Annotated in this window: 20 protein-coding genes and 1 riboswitch; of the genes, 9 read left to right on the top strand and 11 right to left on the bottom strand. The window is 50.2% G+C overall.

What is annotated here, in order from left to right:
- Positions 1-14: 14 nt before the first annotated feature.
- The 5 genes from BLO51_RS25590 to nrdI form a co-directional block, all read right to left on the bottom strand.
- Complete coding sequence (locus tag BLO51_RS25590; RefSeq protein WP_090676347.1) at positions 15-479, bottom strand: MarR family winged helix-turn-helix transcriptional regulator; 465 nt, start codon at positions 477-479, stop codon at positions 15-17.
- A gap of 164 nt (positions 480-643) precedes the next feature.
- Positions 644-964, bottom strand: coding sequence for a DUF7716 domain-containing protein (locus BLO51_RS25585; RefSeq protein ID WP_217266790.1), 321 nt, complete (start codon positions 962-964; stop codon positions 644-646).
- 73 nt (positions 965-1,037) lie between these two features.
- Positions 1,038-2,000, bottom strand: a complete 963-nt coding sequence (nrdF, locus tag BLO51_RS25580) for a class 1b ribonucleoside-diphosphate reductase subunit beta (protein ID WP_090676344.1) — start codon at positions 1,998-2,000, stop codon at positions 1,038-1,040.
- A gap of 43 nt (positions 2,001-2,043) precedes the next feature.
- Positions 2,044-4,128, bottom strand: a complete 2,085-nt coding sequence (nrdE, locus tag BLO51_RS25575) for a class 1b ribonucleoside-diphosphate reductase subunit alpha (RefSeq protein ID WP_090676342.1) — start codon at positions 4,126-4,128, stop codon at positions 2,044-2,046.
- Positions 4,115-4,474 carry a class Ib ribonucleoside-diphosphate reductase assembly flavoprotein NrdI gene (nrdI, locus tag BLO51_RS25570; RefSeq protein WP_090676340.1) on the bottom strand — a complete coding sequence of 120 codons (360 nt, stop codon included), beginning with the start codon at positions 4,472-4,474 and terminating at the stop codon, positions 4,115-4,117. Before nrdI ends, nrdE begins: the two co-directional genes overlap by 14 nt.
- Positions 4,475-4,632: 158 nt before the next feature.
- Positions 4,633-4,837, bottom strand: a riboswitch (cobalamin riboswitch).
- Between the two features lie 246 nt (positions 4,838-5,083).
- Here nrdI and BLO51_RS25560 point away from each other — a divergent pair.
- Both BLO51_RS25560 and BLO51_RS25555 read left to right on the top strand, forming a co-directional pair.
- The gene (locus BLO51_RS25560) at positions 5,084-6,424 is read left to right on the top strand and encodes an SCP2 sterol-binding domain-containing protein (RefSeq protein ID WP_090676337.1); all 1,341 of its coding nucleotides are present in this window, start codon (positions 5,084-5,086) and stop codon (positions 6,422-6,424) included.
- Between the two features lie 52 nt (positions 6,425-6,476).
- Positions 6,477-7,052 (top strand): TetR/AcrR family transcriptional regulator, encoded by a 576-nt coding sequence (locus BLO51_RS25555; RefSeq protein WP_090676336.1) that lies wholly within the window; start codon positions 6,477-6,479, stop codon positions 7,050-7,052.
- Between the two features lie 41 nt (positions 7,053-7,093).
- On the opposite strand, the gene BLO51_RS25550 is transcribed toward BLO51_RS25555, so the two are convergent.
- A complete protein-coding gene (locus BLO51_RS25550) occupies positions 7,094-7,882 on the bottom strand; it encodes an arylamine N-acetyltransferase family protein (protein WP_090676334.1) in 789 nt (262 codons plus the stop codon).
- Positions 7,883-8,193: 311 nt separating this feature from the next.
- Between BLO51_RS25550 and BLO51_RS25545 the strand changes: the two genes are divergently transcribed.
- From BLO51_RS25545 to BLO51_RS25535, 3 genes are all read left to right on the top strand, one after another.
- On the top strand, positions 8,194-8,418 hold the full coding sequence (locus tag BLO51_RS25545) for a type II toxin-antitoxin system HicA family toxin (RefSeq protein ID WP_090676333.1): 225 nt from the start codon (positions 8,194-8,196) through the stop codon (positions 8,416-8,418).
- A gap of 58 nt (positions 8,419-8,476) precedes the next feature.
- Positions 8,477-8,824, top strand: a complete 348-nt coding sequence (locus BLO51_RS25540) for a type II toxin-antitoxin system HicB family antitoxin (protein ID WP_090676331.1) — start codon at positions 8,477-8,479, stop codon at positions 8,822-8,824.
- Between the two features lie 160 nt (positions 8,825-8,984).
- Entirely contained in the window at positions 8,985-9,632 is a 648-nt protein-coding gene (locus BLO51_RS25535) for a hypothetical protein (protein ID WP_217266789.1), read from the top strand.
- A 25-nt stretch (positions 9,633-9,657) separates the two neighbouring features.
- On the opposite strand, the gene BLO51_RS25530 is transcribed toward BLO51_RS25535, so the two are convergent.
- A complete protein-coding gene (locus tag BLO51_RS25530) occupies positions 9,658-9,876 on the bottom strand; it encodes a helix-turn-helix domain-containing protein (RefSeq protein WP_090676329.1) in 219 nt (72 codons plus the stop codon).
- Positions 9,877-9,964: 88 nt separating this feature from the next.
- Here BLO51_RS25530 and BLO51_RS29945 point away from each other — a divergent pair, with 88 nt between their 5' ends.
- The 4 genes from BLO51_RS29945 to BLO51_RS29475 are packed head-to-tail and all read left to right on the top strand — an operon-like array spanning position 9,965 to position 10,848.
- Positions 9,965-10,222 carry a DUF7667 family protein gene (locus BLO51_RS29945; RefSeq protein WP_342672475.1) on the top strand — a complete coding sequence of 86 codons (258 nt, stop codon included), beginning with the start codon at positions 9,965-9,967 and terminating at the stop codon, positions 10,220-10,222.
- Positions 10,223-10,256: 34 nt separating this feature from the next.
- Entirely contained in the window at positions 10,257-10,424 is a 168-nt protein-coding gene (locus tag BLO51_RS29480) for a hypothetical protein (protein WP_167670335.1), read from the top strand.
- A gap of 37 nt (positions 10,425-10,461) precedes the next feature.
- Entirely contained in the window at positions 10,462-10,650 is a 189-nt protein-coding gene (locus BLO51_RS25520; protein WP_090676328.1) for a hypothetical protein, read from the top strand.
- A gap of 30 nt (positions 10,651-10,680) precedes the next feature.
- Positions 10,681-10,848, top strand: a complete 168-nt coding sequence (locus BLO51_RS29475; RefSeq protein WP_167670334.1) for a hypothetical protein — start codon at positions 10,681-10,683, stop codon at positions 10,846-10,848.
- A gap of 130 nt (positions 10,849-10,978) precedes the next feature.
- Here BLO51_RS29475 and BLO51_RS25515 read toward each other — a convergent pair whose 3' ends face one another.
- From BLO51_RS25515 to BLO51_RS30610, 4 genes are all read right to left on the bottom strand, one after another.
- Positions 10,979-11,323 (bottom strand): Ig-like domain-containing protein, encoded by a 345-nt coding sequence (locus BLO51_RS25515; protein WP_090676326.1) that lies wholly within the window; start codon positions 11,321-11,323, stop codon positions 10,979-10,981.
- 209 nt (positions 11,324-11,532) lie between these two features.
- Complete coding sequence (locus BLO51_RS25510; RefSeq protein ID WP_090676324.1) at positions 11,533-12,525, bottom strand: fibronectin type III domain-containing protein; 993 nt, start codon at positions 12,523-12,525, stop codon at positions 11,533-11,535.
- Positions 12,526-12,668: 143 nt separating this feature from the next.
- On the bottom strand, positions 12,669-13,337 hold the full coding sequence (locus BLO51_RS25505; RefSeq protein ID WP_090676323.1) for a glycoside hydrolase family 73 protein: 669 nt from the start codon (positions 13,335-13,337) through the stop codon (positions 12,669-12,671).
- A gap of 9 nt (positions 13,338-13,346) precedes the next feature.
- The coding region (locus BLO51_RS30610) for a peptidoglycan recognition protein family protein (protein WP_245719827.1) at positions 13,347-13,919 on the bottom strand (573 nt) is incomplete at its 5' end.

The raw sequence follows: 13,919 nt of genomic DNA, 5'->3' as shown, positions 1-13,919 counted from the left end.
AAAGAGAGAAAGCGTTACTTTCTCAAAAAAGCAATAAATTTCTCTACCCCTTCCTCAAACGTCCTTATCCCTTCGGCGCCCAGCTCTGAGCGAAGGTGGTTGTAAAAACTTCTATGCAGCTCCTCGTGCGCTTTGTGGGCGACTTTACCCTGCTCCTCAAGCGAGACGATGACGCTCCGCGAATCGCCCGGATGAGGGGTGCGGCGAACGAGCGCTTTCGCCTCCAGCCGTCCGATCATTTGCGAAGCCGCTCCCTTGGTGATGCCAAGTCTGGCGGCCAATTCGCTCATGAGGATGCCTTCCTCCCGGCCAATCGCGTCAATCGTATGAATCTCGGTCGGTGTCAGCGGGCCGATGCCGCCGTAATGGCGGGGATTGCGCTCAAGCCGCCGAAGCTCCAAAATCAATCTGCCGAGCGGATGCCCTTCCCCTCTGTCGCCCTGCATGTCGTCTGGTAAATCGGTATGTGGTTTTTTCATGACTTTAGTTTAGTTTATAAACTATATCTTGTCAATCGCGCCATAACAAACAGAAGCACGGTCCGCCATCCTATTCGCTTCAAGCGAATACCTGGAGGGCAAACCGTGCTATTTTTCTTAAAGTAGACTGCCTGCACTCTGGGCGGCGGCCCTACTAGGTCTGTTTAAAACTCAAAAAACGCATCATTCTCATAGTAATAAATAAATGCACAGAATAACTGGTCTAATGATGGTTTGTCCAACTGAGCTTTTGCATTTTCTACCACATCTTCAATATCTGCACTTTCTAATGTTACTATCCAACCATTTTTTTTAGCTTGTTCTGGCAAATAATCGTCAGAATCAGGCGGAAAATCATAACTATTTAATTCAAATACCCCTTCTGTATCCAAACTCCATTCAGCTTGATTTGGCGGGAGATAAAACCAAGTGTGTGGATTTTTTTCCGGGGACATCAAAACATCCCGAATACGAATTAATGTCAAACTTTCCCTCTTCATAAAATGAACATCTCACCTCTCATAAGATTCTTAAATACACGGGTGAGGAACTCAATGTTTAGTCAAACCGGAAATCGTCGTCGGTCAGCGGCTCGACATGAATCGTGCGCACATAGCCGTTTCCTTTTTTAGAAAAGAAATCGTGCTGCTTCGTCCGCGTGCTGATGCCGTTCAAGACGATCGGGTTGATCTCTTCCTCCTCGAACAGCGGGTCTTGGCCCAGATTCATCATCGCTTTGTTCGCGTTGTAGCGCAGAAACGCCTTCACCTCGTCGACCAAGCCGATGGAGGCGTAAAGCTGCTCCGTGTACCGCTCCTCGTTGCCGTGCAAATAGCGCAAAAGTCCAAGCAGCGTCTCGGTGGCGTCTTCCTGATCCTCCTCGCTCAGCCTGGCGAACACTTCCTGCGCGAGCACGCCGACATACAGACCGTGGATGCTCTCGTCGCGCAAAATGAGATCGATGATTTCGCCGCTGCTTGTCATTTTCCCCTGCCCGGCTAAATAGAGCGGGTAGAAGAAGCCACTGTAGAACAAGTAGCTTTCCAGAAGGACGGACGCACACATCGCCAAATACAGCTCCTTCGGCGTCCGGATGTGGTTGTAATACTGCGAAATCGTCTCCGCTTTCGTCTGCAAAAATACATTTTGCTCCACCCAGCGGAACACGCCGTCGATCTCTTCGGTTGTCGCCAGCGTCGTAAAGATGCTGCTGTACGATTTGGCGTGAATTTGCTCCATCATGCCCATAAAGCCGAGCACCGCCTTGCGCTGCAGCCCTTCGACGTGCTCCAGCAGCTTCGGCATCCCGACGCCGCCCTGGACCGTATCGAGCAGCGTCAATCCGCCAAGCACCTTCATATACAGATCGCGTTCGTCGTCACTGAGCGTCAGCCAGCTCATTTTGTCGTCGGACAACGGAATTTCGTCGTCGGTCCAGAACTGCATGATGTTCTGGTTCCAGAAGGTTATTGTAAAATCGTCGTCTGGACGGTTCCAGTTGACCGCCTTCAACACGCTCATACCATCGGCTCCTCTCACTTGCCTTGCTCGGATGCTGTCGTCGTTAGACGGAGCAGCTTATGCATTCTTCCATCGTCAACCGGTTCGTCCGGGTATAGTACAGCGACTTCAAGCCTTTGCGGGCCGCATAAATGTAATACCGTGCCAGCTGTCTCGTCGTCACGTCGCTGTTGACGTGCAGCACGGTCGAGATGCCTTGGTCGACGTGCGCCTGAATCTCCGCGATCAGATCCAGCACCTTGAACTGGTCCATCTGGTAAGCGGACTTGTAATAGAAGAAGTTGTCCCGGTTCATGTACGGCATCGGGTAATACGTCGTCGAATTCGCGTACGTCCGCGTCTCGATCGGCTCCACGATCGGCATGATGCTGGAGGTCGCATTTTGGATATACGAGATGCTTTGCGTCGGGGCAATCGCCAGCCGATAGGCATGATACAGCCCATGCGTGCGAACGGCCTCCTGCAGCGACCGCCAATCCTCGGGAGAAGGAACCGCCATTTGCCCGAACAGCGCCTTGACCTTCTCTGTCACCGGCCGGTAATCCGTATCGGTATAACGGGCGAAATAACTGCCGTCGGCGTAATCCGACCGCTCGAAGCCTGCGAACGTAACGCCCGTCTTCTTCGCCGTCTCCATGCTGGCTTCCAGCGAGTAGAAATTCATCATCATGAAGAAGCTCCGGACGAAATCTTTGGCTTCTTCGCTTTCGTACGCGATCTTGTTCTTCGCCAGGAAACCGTGCAAGTTCATCGCGCCGAGCCCGACCGAATGCATCTCGCGGTTCGCTTTCGCCACGCCCGGCGCATTGGCGACGTGGGTCATATCGCTGACCGCCGTTAACGCCATGATGCCTTCATGGACCGATTCGCGTATTTTGCCCTGCTCCATCACGTTGACGATGTTCAGCGAAGCCAGATTGCAGCTGATATCGCGCCGGATGATGTCCGGCTGTCCGTAGTCGGCGATTTCTGACGTTTCCTGAAGCTGGAAAATTTCCGTGCACAGATTGGACATTTTGATCGAGCCGATATTTTTAAGCGCATGCGCCCGGTTGGCGTTGCTTTTGTTCATCATGTATGGGTACCCGGATTCGAGCTGTACCGTCGCGATCTTCACGAGCATGTCGCGCGCGCTCATGACCGCTTTCTTGCGTACCCGGTCGTCGGCCAGCAGACGGTCGTACATCTCGTCCATGTCCATGTCGTCGAGATGCGTCCCGTAGGCCTTCCAGACGGAGTACGGTGCGAACACGTGAAGCGGCTCGTTCTCCTCGGCCAGCCGGTAAAACCGGTTCGGGACGATCAGCCCGATCGAGAGCGTCTTCAGACGGCTCTTCTCGTCCGCGTTAATCTTCTTGCTGTCCAGAAACTCCATGACGTCCCATCCGAAGATGTTGTAATAGGCCGCACCGGAGCCTTTGCGCTGTCCCATTTGGTCGGCGTACGAGAACGCGTCCTCCATCAGCTTCAGCACCGGCATGATGCCTTTGGCGGCGCCTTCCACGCCTTTGATCGGCTCTCCGCGTCCGCGCAGCTTGGACAGGTTCACCGCGACGCCTCCGCCGATCTTGGACAGCTGCATGCACGTGGCAAGCACGTAGTTGATCGAATTGAGCGAATCGTCCATCTCTAACAAAAAGCACGACACCATCTCGCCGCGCCGGCTTTTTCCGGCGTTGAGAAACGTCGGCGTCGCCGGCTGCAGCCGCTGCTCCATCATCGAAGCCGCCAAGGCCCGTGCTGTGTCCGCATCGCCTCGTCCGAGATACAGCGCAACGATCGCCACGCGGTCTGGGTAGTGCTCCAGATAGAGCGAGCGGTCGTTGCTTTTCATTGCGTAATCCGTGTAAAATTTCGACGCCGCCATGTACGACTGGAACTGGAAGCCATAGCTGTGCGTAATCCGGTAGATGTCCTCAACCTCTTCCGGCGAATAGCGGTCGTACACGTTCTCGTAGTAGTCGTTCTCGATCATATAACGGACCTTATCGGCCGTATTCGCGAAACGAATGCTGCTGCGCTCCGCCTCTTCCATAAACGCCCGGACCGCCTCCCGGTCCTTCTCCAGTTGAAAAAATCCGTCCGCTTCCCGCCGCATCAGCTGGTTGTTCAATTCAATATGTCGCAACGGTGCCCACCTCGCTTCTAAACGTTTCTATATCGCGCTTCGTCCCTGCAAGCTCGAATTTGCTCAGGACCGGCACGCCGTACATGGATGCAATCCGATCGGCGCTCTTGGCGAAGCCATCGCCCCAGTTGCGGTTGCCGCTGGCGGCGACCCCAAGCAGCCGGTTGTGATTTCGCTCAAGAAAAGCGGCCGTTTTCTCCGGAACCTGCCCGAAGCCGGTCGTATACGTAACAAGGACGAAAGGCTCGTCCATCTGCAAGTTCTCCTCGATTTGAACCGATGGCATATTCAGCTTACCGATAAATCTCCGCACATTCCCCGTTCTGGAATCGTACGCAATCAGCATAGGTCTTCGTCTCCTTTTTTCTCTCCCGCCGACGTCCCGGGCACGGCAAAAAAAGACGCCGCCAGCCCGCGGAACGGACCGAGCGCGCCTCAAAAACAGCATGTAAATAAAACATGCTGTCTAAGCACGATGCGGGACACGTTCCTATCTCCGTAGGGCGGGTGTCGAATGAACAGGCAGGTCTCCTGGCTCGGAGTCATCGCTCCCTCCCCCTTCCCGGCCATTCTTGCGTCAAGACCAGTGGGCGAACTCGGAGGGACACTCTTCCTTACAGTGGCGGGACCGCGCCGGCTTTGCACCGGACTTCCCTATTAAGCCAGTCCGCGTCTCTAGCGGATAGGCGCCTGACCAATCACGATATGTAGATGATAGATTCAAATCTATAACAAGATGTTGTGTTTGTCAAGACTAATACTTATGGCTTGAACGGAGGTCTGCGGTTGATTTCCGGGGTGAATCCGGTCCTGATGCGGGTTCTGCAAATGTGGATTTTTGTTGACCGGATTAAATATGATGATTATAATATTTATGATGATCATCATATTTTGATCATCGATCCGATTCTGTTTCTTCATTTTCGTTTTTGGACCGAAAGGAGCTATAATGATCATGAGAAGAAAGCTCGAAGAACATCCTACCGTCCAACAGTACCTTGCCAAACAGCCTCCTTCCGGCACGGCCCGGGAAACGGCCCTCGACGCCGCTTGGCTGCGTAAGCTTTGTCTGGAAGCGGGAGCGGACGACGTCGGCTTCGTTGCGGTCGACCGGCCCGAGCTGGACGGGCAGCGGCACGAAATACGCGAGCTGCTGCCGGATGCCGGTCTGCTGATCAGCTTCGTGTGCCGTATGAACCGCGAGCCGGTTCGGGCAGCGGCACGCTCTGTCGCCAACGCGGAATTTTATCACGTTCACGACCGCATCACGCATGTCGGGCATGAAATTGTAGCCCGCTTGGAGGAGATGGGCATCAAAGCGATGAATCCTCCGATGGGCTTCCCCATGGAGGTAGCAAGAGACGGCAAGCAATGGGTCATTTCGCACAAGCCGATCGCCGTGGCGGCCGGACTGGGCCAAATGGGCATCCACCGCAATGTCATTCACCCGAAATTCGGCAACTTCATTTTGCTCGGGACCATCGTGACCGACGCTCGCATTTCGAAGGAGTCGAAGCCCATCGACTACAATCCGTGTCTGGAATGCAAGCTCTGCGTCGCCGCCTGTCCCGTTGGCGCCATCGAGCCGGACGGACACTTTAATTTTTCGGCCTGCTACACGCACAACTATCGGGAATTTTCAGGCGGGTTCACCAACTGGATCGAGACGATTGCGGACAGCAAAAACGCCAAAGCGTACCGCGCTAAAGTCGAAGACGGAGAAACGGCCTCCATGTGGCAGAGCTTATCGTTTGGAGCCAATTACAAAGCGGCCTACTGTATGGCCGTCTGTCCCGCAGGAGAAGACGTCATCGGCGCGTTCTGGAACAACCGCAAGCAATTTTTGGAGGACATCGTCAAGCCGCTGCAAAACAAAAAAGAAACGATTTATGTCGTTCCTGGCTCCGATGCGGAGCAGCATGTCGTCCGCCGCTTTCCGCACAAGCAGGTGAAACGGGTTAGCAATGGGCTGCGCTCGAAGTCCGTCAGAACTTTTTTAAAGATGCTCCCGCTCTTCTTTCAGCGGCATCAGGCCAAAGAATTGAACGCGACGTATCATTTTACCTTTACCGGTCAAGAAGAAGCGAAAGCAACGGTCGTGATCAAGCAGCAGACGATCACCGTAACGGAGGGGCATACCGGCCAAGCGGATTTTGAACTGACCGCAGACAGCGGGACCTGGATTCGCGTCCTTGGGAAGACGGAGCATCCGCTTCCGGCCATGCTGCTGCGCAAAATCCGGACGAAAGGCCCGCTCAAGCTGCTTACTGCTTTTCGCAAATGCTTCCCTTCCTGATATCATGGAGAATACATAAATAAATTATCGTTAGGCGTGGTGAAAACATAAGATGCCTTATACCAAAAAACATAAAATGAACATTCGTCATAAAATTTTGCAAAGCGCCTCACAAGCATTTCGGGCGAACGGGATCAAGGCGGTCAGCGTGCCGCAAATCATGAGCGGGGCCGGACTGACGCACGGCGGCTTCTACGCCCATTTCGAAAGCAAGGAGCAGTTGGTCGCCGAAGCCTGCAAAAGCGCGATGGAAGGCACCGTCACTCGGCTCGGCTCCATCGCGGAACAGGCGTCAGACGAGCAGAAGCTCAACGACGTGATCGAGTCTTACTTGAGCGCCGCCCACTGCGACTCGGCGGAGCAAGGCTGCATCATGCCCGCACTGGCGGGCGAAATCGCCCGCTCTTCCGATGACATCCGCCAAGTGTTCACCGAAGAAGTGTCCCGCTTCCTCTCTTTCGTTTCGGGACTTGCCGGTCAAGACGAGGACAAAAGCATTGCGCTGACCGCTACCATGGTCGGCTCGATCCTGCTGGCCCGTTCCGTCAACGATTCGGAGCTAAGCGACAAAATTTTGAGCGTGTGTCGAACCGACTTAAAGCAAAGAACTGCCGGCCCCGTTTCTTAGCGGTGCGGCAGTTCTTTTTTTCTCATTAATTATTAATATCATTAATTATTTGTCACGATACCAAAATGAGTGCGCAGCGCTTCGTCGTACTCTTCTTTTGACTGCGGTGTGAACGTTTGGACGCCCTCGGCGGTGAAAATCCGAAACTCCTTGCCGGCCAACGTCTTGCGCCCGTCCCGGGTACGAATAGCGGCTATGGCATCGCTGATAAAGACCGAGTCGGGAGCGTTCTGGCACCAATAGCTCGCCATGATGAAGTCTTTAGGCAGCTGCGGCTCTTCGGTAAAGGAATACAGCCAGCTCCATTGCCCGTGCTTAAGCTCGCTGAGCACCCAACCGTAATAAGGGTCGCGCTCCATCCGGTAGCATTCGTCTCCTTGCTGCTGCTCCAACCCTTCGATCAGTTGGACGGGCTGGCGGGGCACAATCCCTCCTACTCCAACATCGCATAGATACGTCTCGCTCCCTGCCACGACCTTCAAGACTTGGTGACGGCGCTTGGGGGGCGGGCTCGACTCGTCGCGCCAGAAGCGGGCCACGAAATCCGTGACCGTGTACCCGAGCTCCCTCAGCAGCCAGCCGAAGAGCGTGTTAAGCTCGAAGCAGTATCCGCCGCGGCGGCGAACGACAATTTTGTCGATAAGATCTTCGACTTCCAATGACAACGGAATGCGACGTACAATATCCAGGTTTTCATAAGGCACCGTATGAATATGACACTCCTGCAATTCGGCCAGTACGGCCGCGCTTCCGTCCAGCGGACCGTCGTATCCGATCCGCTTCAGATAAGCGCTTACTTCGGGCCTCACATCATGGCGGCGATCGATCATCGTTTCAACTTCACTCCTTGTCGGCATTGATTAGCGTGTGACAAGGAAATGTATTCGAGGAGCATCCTATGACAAAATATTGCCCGGCTTTGCCCTCTAAACACCTCCAAGCCCTTGCACTTCAAGTCTTCCGAGCGTTTTTAAATACCCTGCTTTGCCCGCCTCAAAACGAACAAAAACAAGCCAAAATTTCCCCCATCGTGGGCAAGTTGTGGGCAATGAAACCCCGGCGTAAACCAAGAACTTCCCAGATTAACCCCTTGATTTATGGTTCCATATATGGTACTATATAAATAGAAAGGAGGTCAGACATGGCAAGGGTCGAAAAAATCATCGAAAAGATGAAAAACCGCCCTAACGGAATATCCTTCACGGAAGCGGCAAAAGTCCTTGAAGCCCACGGTTACAAGAACGTAAGGCACAAAGGAAGTCACTACCAATTCCGAAATGATGCTGGAGACGTCATAACGGTAAAGAAAGATAATCCGCTCAAGGCGGTCTATGTGGTGGATGTTCTGGAACGAATCGGGAGGTGACTCCCGGTTCGGCATTCCCCCACACCACTAATTATAACATGGCCCTTGCTAAAATTACATGGCTGATAAAAACCTTGGGTATTACATGAATTTGCCGTATACCGTGATTGTACGGGAAGTAAATGACGAAAGCGGTCACTACTTTAACGGGAAGTATCTTGAATTAGATGGTTGTCAGTCTACCGGCCAAACAGTTAAAGAATTGTACGAAAATCTTAAAGAAGCCTTAGAAGGATACTTGGAGGTAAAACTGGAGTACGGCGACCCGATCCCGGAGCCACAAGGGGATTATAGCGGCAGCATCCGGGTACGTATGCCTAAGACGCTGCACCGTGATCTAGCAGCCGCCGCTGAGCTTGAGGGCGTATCACTGAACCAGTACATGCTGTATAAATTAAGCAAATAACCCGCCTGACGAGGCCCGCAGCGGAACGGGCCTAACTCAAACCCTTGAATATCAAGGGTTTTTTCTTCGTTCTGATCCGTTTTTCCTAGCAATTTTAGTTGTTAGAAGTAAAGATTGTCCCCAGTTCATCTCTTGACGTGGTATAATCACCTATAACGACATGATAAAGCAAGTACTCCAGCCGATGGAGAATTTATTCAAGGCAGGGATTATGGACAAGATTTTTTTAGACGGAGCCGAAAGCTCGCCTGTGGCGAAGAACAAAGGGGCAAATTGGAAAGTTCCAATCATCATCGCATATCTTATAACTGCATCTATTGCCGCAACTCTATTTTATATGTACATTAATCTTCAAACCCAACTATCCCAATCTGCGGCAGAATTAAATGAAATTAAAGAAAAAGTAAGTTCTATTGACTTTGAAAAGATACAAAAAAATCAAAAAGGCCTACAAGAAGATAACATGTTGGCAAAACTCCAGCATGAAATCGAAGGCGGGGTTGTCACTAATGATTTTGTCGTGCAAAAAATCAAATTATATTTCTTAGATGGTAAAATGTCTGGCACCATTGACTTATCTGCCCAGCCGGAACTTACTGTTAAATATAACGGACAGGGCAAATTTGATATACAAGATCGGGAGCTAAAAGGAATGATTGAAGATATACTAAAAGAGGTTTCTAAGGTATATGCCGATTTACCACTAGGAAGATTTCCTTCTTGGGATAAGACCGAATTCAAAATCACAGTAAAAAATTATGAAGTAGCAACGTATACAAATAGCTCACTGAAACTAAAAGGTGAATAAATCAGCTAAGAGTCCCCTGGCCAGTTCAATCGACTGGCGGGGACTCTTTTCGTCTTTCCAACAAATCTCCTACTTCCACCCCAAGAAATTCACATAGCTTGTCCAGCATATCCCGAGGATACCTTTCCATTGTATCATTGTACATTCTACGAGCGATTTCGAAATGAATACCAGCCCCTGTAGCGATCTGCCGGATCGACAGCCCCCGAGAGTCTGCAATCTCCTTTAACCTTGACCGGATCATAGGACACCCCCTACCTTGAAAATATCACGACAAAGAAAGTTTGTCAAAACTCATTGACAAACAAAGTTAGTCAGTTTAATATGAGTGTATGACAAACAAAGTTAGTCAATTGGAGGTGGTTACGATTCAACCATTTCATCAACGAATGGCTGAACTTTGGACGCTCCAGCGCTCCCGGCTTTTAACGGATGATGAACTGCAGGAAATGGCCCATTGCCTAACAGCAAACGAAAACTACTGCTGGAAGATGGCGAAGCTGGAAAACTGGTCGCTTATGGCCTCTATGAGCCACGACACGAAATGGCAGCATGAGATATGCAGCAGCATCGACGAACTATCCATATAACGGCCGACGGGCCTTAAATGCGAGGGAGGGAGACATGATCGAAGAAAAGCGAAACCCTGTGGACGTTCTAAAGTTCCTTCAACAATTTTGGTGGTACGAATCGCTCATGCGGCAGGATGAAGCTGGCAGCGATTATGCCAAGGGTGTAAGCTACGGCTTCAAGCTTGCGGCGGCGATCATCGAGACGAAGAATCAAAAATAGCTCGGGGGCTTCGGCCCCTTTCGAGGAGGAACAAACCATGAGTAAAGCTCGTGCAAAAGAATTGGCAGCCCGATACGACTTCAAACTCCGGGCGGTAGCAAACTCGTTGAAGTATCCGAACGGCTACGTAAAGGTGATCTCCCCGGACGGATCGGAGCAGCGTGCGTCGGATTGGATGGCCGCGATGAATATGATTCGGCTGCAGGTTGCTAGGAAACGAAAATAGGCCGATGGGCTTTAAACGAGGAGGATGGATATGGAGAATAATGTATACCTTGTAACTTTGCACTCGATGACGCATGGCGGAAATATCTTGAGAAATGTATGTTCTGACTGCCTCAAAGAAGAAAATGGAAACATTGTTACTATGGACGGTCCACTGCCAGATGAAAAATGTGAATTTTGTTCTAATAACCCCGCCTGACGAGGCCCGCGCGGAACGGGCCGAAACCTACCGGCACAAGCTGCCGAAATATAGAAAATCCCCACCGGCTTCGTAAGGCTGGCGGGGATTTTGTTTTGCCATCGGCTTCTCTAGCTACCGGAAATCAATTTTAATTCACTGTAATGTAATAAACGTATTTTAATTCGCGCCCATCCTTTACCTCTACTACGGCATTACCCTTTTTCTTTCCCGTTACAAGGCCATCTGCATCAACATCAATAATTTTGGGCCAACCTACTGCCGGGAAATATTGGTAACCTTTTGGCAATTGCAGAGTCTTCCCAACTTTTAGCGTCTTATTCCTTTCAACCGGACTTGCAAATGTTGTTTCAGTTGCTGCTAGGCTGGGGTTGGTTTCTCGACTAGGCTGTACTTGTTCTGCATGTGCGGCAGATGTAATGCTGGCAATAGCTAGTGCCGACAGTAAAGCCAAGGATGCAAATTTTTTCTTCATAAAAACACCTCCCGGATATGTTTTTTGATTGCATTCCAAAATTACCATATTAAGTTATTATTTCATATATGTCCCTTTACCTATTTTTCAATTCTATATATTTAAATTTTATTATCGATAAATGTCGCATGTTGATGTAACCAGTAGAAGGATAGGTGTCTGAGCATAAAAAACACCCCGTCAGCCTAAGCCAATGGGGAATCGTCATATTATTTAGATACCAGTGTATACTCATTCACTTCATAAGTGAGAATCTTATCGAAGATAACATAATCTTTTCTGCTTTTGAATGGTCCCTTGTTGTTTTCATGCTTATCGATCGCATAGGAAGCCGTGCCGGTTCCAGCAGCCTTACCTTCAAACCAAGCAATGAATGAATTTACTTCCGTCATGGAGAGATCAAACTCTTTTTCAAGGCCAGTATCTAATGTAACGACTAAAATTGCTCTACCGCTAGAAGGAGGTGTTACTTGTCTTTGTGGCGTTGCGGAAGCTTCGTTAGAGTCTGCGCTCTCTCCGTCGGCAGTGACTGCCCTAACAACGTAGTAATAAGTAGTTCCATTGGTAACTGTAGTATCTGTGTAGGTTGTACCATACACACCACTAGCAACAATAGTATATGGACCTCCTGGAGTAGTTGCTCTTTTTATATTATATCCTTTAGCATCGGTAACTGAATTCCAATCAAGTGTAACCGTTGCATCTCCCCCTTTAGCAGTTAGATTTGAGGGAATTCCAGGAACATTAATCCCGTTCTCGAAAACATCAAATTCATGAACTGCTACATCCGCGGCGGGTACATATATTGCAACCGTCTTAACATTTGCAATTGCACTAGGTAGATTAATTTGTTGTACAGTCGCAGGATCAGAAGGAACATAAGTATGCTTATAAATAACATTTTTGGAATCATCATAGAAAAGAATATCTATGTTGGAATTCACAAGAAATTTAATGGAATTTATTGTTTTAACTTTATCAAATTTATGCCATGCGTAAACTTGTTTAGACAGAGCTACGTAAGAAGATTCATTACCATCCGTCATTTCTGTACGTAAGAAACTTGGACTTTGATCTAAAGTGTAGCCATAAGCCATTTGTTTTCCGTGCAAAAGTCCATTTTGATATGCAAAGGCAGGCACAGATGAAAAAAGCACAATTAACATAATCATGGATAATAATAAAGAAGTTTTTCTTTTCAAAACAAATCTCTCCTTTTTTCTCATATATTTCGTGTCGAAACAAATAAAATTCTACAAAATATTACATGGGATGTCTAAACAAATATAACCAATTATTATATATTAAGTAATTTATTAGAAATTTTTTTTGATAGTAACCCCGGCTATGTTATCTGCTGCCCCGACGCCTTCCGCAGCTCATTCGCCAGCCAGTGGATATATTCGGCCTGTTTTTGATGCGCTGCAGCCGCGGTGCCGTTTCCAGCCCTATCCGCCTCCCTCCGCTTGGCGTCGGATTCCTTCCAAGCCGGACCCATCCATGTATCGATGATTGTATTTGCAACTCCCTCATCCAGCATCACTTCTGCCGCCTCCTTATCGTACTGTTCGAGCGAATAGCTCGCGATCAAATGTTTTAACTTTTTAGAGTAATCCGGGTCAGTCGCATAACCGCATGCCCGCAACATTTCCGCCTGCTCGGCCGGCGTCTTAGCGGCCCGCACGCGATCGTAACGGCTACTTTGGAATAGCACGTCTTGGTCGCGAAAGCAATCTTCGACGCTATCGTATGCGCGCCAATTCGCTACGATGTTATCATGGCGGACGCCGTCGTATACTTCCCACGTTTTCGTCGAAACGGACCGCCCCTTCCAGTACGCGTTAGGCTGGCCGCGACCGACTTTGTAGCCGACAACGTTATTCCATTCGTGGATTCTTCCGCCAGTTTCAAGCAGCGCCTGCGCGATCCTTACGGACGGTAATATCGGCGACCCATCCCTACGCAACTTAACAGCCACGGGCGCGATTACCGCGATGAACTCCGCTCTTGTCATAGACTACGGCTACCTCCTTCGGTCCGGAGCGACGGCAGCCGGGTTCTCAGCATCCACATCAACGCCTTGAGCCCGCGCATTGATCACAGCCAATACGTGCGTATATTCTCCGGCCGTTAACGTTCTGTCCAGAACCTTCTGGCACCATTTCCATTCGATTTTCTTCTCGTTATACGCCTTACCCAGAATGTTATAGGCTTGTTTCCAGAACCAATCCTCTGCTTTGATTGCCATGTTATCATCGTCCTCCTCTTGTGTGCATTCCTGATATTCAGCCACCACATCTGCTATGAGTTGCTCAAACGTCTTCCCGAGAAGCCGTAAGGCGTTCACCGGGTCCGTCTTTCTGGCTGGGTCCAAGATATGATGTCCGGTAATGTCCGTCGCCGGGTTCAAGCCGTACCGATAGCAGGCATACGCCAGCACCCACACATAGCGCTTGTACGCCTCGTTCAGATTGATCTTCCCGCCGTAGCAGAGCTCCACGCCTCCCGCGTAGTCGTTCGAATCCACGCCAAACATTCTGTTGTCGATCGGCGTGTTGTAGACGACATGCCAAGCCTTCTCTGGCCTGCCGGTCAA

Origin of the sequence: Paenibacillus tianmuensis (assembly GCF_900100345.1) — a bacterium.
GTDB classification, from domain to species: Bacteria; Bacillota; Bacilli; order Paenibacillales; family NBRC-103111; genus Paenibacillus_G; species Paenibacillus_G tianmuensis.
The sequence above is the reverse complement of the archived record's forward strand: the minus strand, read 5'-3'. Positions and strand labels throughout refer to the sequence as shown.